Below are 1,324 nucleotides of genomic sequence, written 5' to 3'. Positions count from 1 at the left end.
GCGAAATTCGTCCGTCCGTTTCAGTCCCATAGTTTATCTCCTTTGTTACAGTAAATGCTATCAAAGGAGCGGCATCAAACCGCGACAGGTCCAACACATAGCTTTGCCTTTGATCGTTTAAGATGATGTCTGACCTGTTTTCCGTTTCAAAACTGGTTTTGAGCAAAGCGCTTCAGTGCGCCTGCCTTTAAAACCTGCTCTCCGTGAGGGGTGCAGGCGCGTGCGGACGACGTCCCCTAGTTTTGTGTTTTCGGGGATATGGGCGGTTGCCGACATTTACTGCGCTCAACGCCGAGGTCTGCTTTGCGGACAAAGCCGTCGTTCTTTTGTTGTGACAGAATGTCTGCTTACGGACATTGCGCCATATTCAAGAGACACGACACACATTTCCATTACTGTTTTTCTTCCTGAAACTACCTAATGTCGCGGTTATTGACGATGCTGTCGGACAATCCCTGAGGACTCACTACGATAGGGAATACAGTTCCGGATGTGTCCTCCCTTAAAAAAAAGCTTGTGTATTCGTAGTCCCAAGAGAACTGGGGAGACAAAGGTGCTGACATCTGAAACTTTTGAAAAAGGGCTCGAACAAATTCCACATCGCCTAACTGTGCCTCAAAATATTTAAGTTTTGAGAGGACGTTTTGGGTGTGTTTGGCGTACAAGTTACTCCCACCTGAATTGGTAAGGTTTGCCGAAATCACAACTTTCCCATTTACCATTTCAGTAGTCGCGAAGCTATTTCTTGCGAGCCTCTTGCGCTCCTCCGCAGTAAATCCTGAATGCGAACTGGGTGGTGCGTGAAGTCCATTCAACACCATTTCACCTGTACTGGCGCGATGTGCAAGAATAGCGTTTTCAAGGTCTGGCCGACTGAAGCTGGAGTGCTTTCCGGCAAGCAGCATTGTGGCTGCCGTGCATTTAATTTCAACGAATACCAGCTCTTCGCTTTGTCCATTTCCATTCTTGGACTGTAAATGGAGGTGATGAACGCCGTAAGCGTTGAGAGCAAAATCCTTGTCGCTCCAGCGACTATTCGAGCTGTATCCGTCGCTGTCCAACTTTCTCGACAAACGCGGTCTCAAATCTCTTCCACTTTCGATCTCAGTCTTCAGATCAGCAATCTGGGGTAGAATGCGTTCATAGATTTCTGAGTCGGGAAAGGTTTGTGCGTATTGGACCATCCGCTTTTTGGGGACAATGAAACGTGATGCGTGATTGATGTAGACTGTAAGCGGTGCGTCGATCCCACCTATTTGACGTAATTCCACGGTAGCAGATCGTTGATCTGGCTTTGTTTGTGGCCTGCAACGATGGCTGTGAG

The 1,324-nt window shown here is 47.9% G+C and carries 1 protein-coding gene; it reads right to left on the bottom strand.

Annotated features, from left to right (window positions below):
• Nucleotides 1-413 precede the first annotated feature (413 nt).
• The coding region (locus tag GGR95_RS18795; RefSeq protein WP_221385041.1) for a hypothetical protein at nt 414-1,324 on the bottom strand (911 nt) is incomplete at its 5' end.

This window comes from Sulfitobacter undariae (genome assembly GCF_014196805.1).
Taxonomy (GTDB): domain Bacteria; phylum Pseudomonadota; class Alphaproteobacteria; order Rhodobacterales; family Rhodobacteraceae; genus Sulfitobacter; species Sulfitobacter undariae.
This window is presented reverse-complemented; position numbering and strand designations above follow the sequence as displayed.